This window comes from Pseudomonas sp. GD03903, assembly GCF_029840045.1.
GTDB classification, from domain to species: domain Bacteria; phylum Pseudomonadota; class Gammaproteobacteria; order Pseudomonadales; family Pseudomonadaceae; genus Pseudomonas; species Pseudomonas pseudonitroreducens.
In genome coordinates, this window is record NZ_JAOCBT010000058.1 from 1 (window position 1) to 1566 (window position 1566).

1 protein-coding gene is annotated in these 1566 nt (G+C 63.1%); it reads right to left on the reverse strand.

The features are described from left to right. A partial coding sequence (locus N5C91_RS31785) for an Ig-like domain-containing protein (protein ID WP_279834501.1) occupies positions 1–1566 on the reverse strand: 1566 nt, incomplete at both ends.

A 1566-nucleotide genomic window follows, 5' to 3' on the forward strand; every position in this document is an offset into this window, starting at 1 on the left:
TTGGTCTCGCTGGTGATGTCGTCGCCCTTGACCCCGGTATCGGAGTCCGGGTCGAGCCAGGCATCCGGCGCGGCAGGTGCCTGAGTGTCCACGTCGTAGAGATGGTAGGCGACCACGACATCCCGATTGCCCGCCGCGTCGGTCGCGACCAGCACACCCTCGATACGATGGGCGGTGTCAGCGACAAGATCGGAACCCGGAACATTGGCAATGCTCCAGCGTCCGTCCGCACCGACAGTTGTACTGTAGTGGTTGCCATTGATGATCAGGGTCACCACATCCCCGGCGCGCGCGCCGGTGGAACCGCCCGAGATGGTCAGCATGGCGGCGGCTTCGGCCGCATTGACGATGTCATCGCCAGCCACAACATCAAACGTCAGCCCGCCAACGACAGGAGTTGTGTCGATGACGATTGGATACGGAGCCGACGGCTCGCTCGTGTTACCCGCCGGGTCTTCGGCGACCACGGTAATGTCATGCTCGCCATCGGCCAGCGGAGAGTCCGGGGTAAAGCTCCAGTTACCGCTGGGATCCACCACGGCAGTACCGATTTCGGTGCCGTTGTCGATCACATGAATGGTATCGCCCGGCTCGGCACCACCGCCGGAGATCACCGGGGTGTTGTCGTTGGTCGGGGCGTTAGGCTCGACGTGAACCGGGTTAGACGGATCGAGATCATTGATGATGTCGCTGATCGCCGGAACGGCAGGCGGGACAGTATCGATAACGATCGGATACGGAGCCGACGGCTCGCTCGAGTTACCCGCCGGGTCTTCGGCGACCACGGTAATGTCATGCTCGCCATCGGCCAGCGGCGAATCCGGGGTAAAGCTCCAGTTACCGTTGGGATCCACCACGGCAGTACCGATTTCGGTGCCGTTGTCGATCACATGAATGGTGTCGCCCGGTTCGGCACCACCGCCGGAAATCACTGGGGTGTTGTCGTTGGTCGGGGCGTTAGGCTCGACGTGGATCGGATGGGCCGGGTCGAGATCATTGGTGATGTCGCCGATCACCGGAACGGCGGGCGGGATGGTATCGACATCGAAGTCGATCACATGCACCGGAGCGCTGGGGTTTTCACCGGGGACGTTCTGGGTGATATCGATGCTGTGACCACCGTCGCTCAGATCGCTGGTGGGAACGAACTCCCACTTGCCATCCGGGCCGACCGTGGTGGTGCCGATTTCGACACCGTTATCGGCAATATGGATGATTGCGCCAGGCACGCCTTCGCCCGAAATGCTCGGGCGGGGGTCATCGGTGACTGCGCCATTGGCCAGATCGCCCTGGATCGGGCCAACGTGGTCGGTAACCTTGGCATTGGTCGGCGCGGGACTGGTCTTGGTCGTGCTCTTGTGGCCATCATCCCGGTTGTTGTGAATGATGGCAGCAGCGGCGCCCACACCGGCCAGGCCGGCCAGCAGCGGCCACAGGGCAAAGCCGAATGCATCGTCGGAATCGCCAACGAGGGCGGCGTTGTACGCCACGCCATCGCCACCCAGGGCAATCGGGGCGGACTCGCCATCGAGCATCAGCAGCGGGCCAGCATAGCCCTCGCCGTCT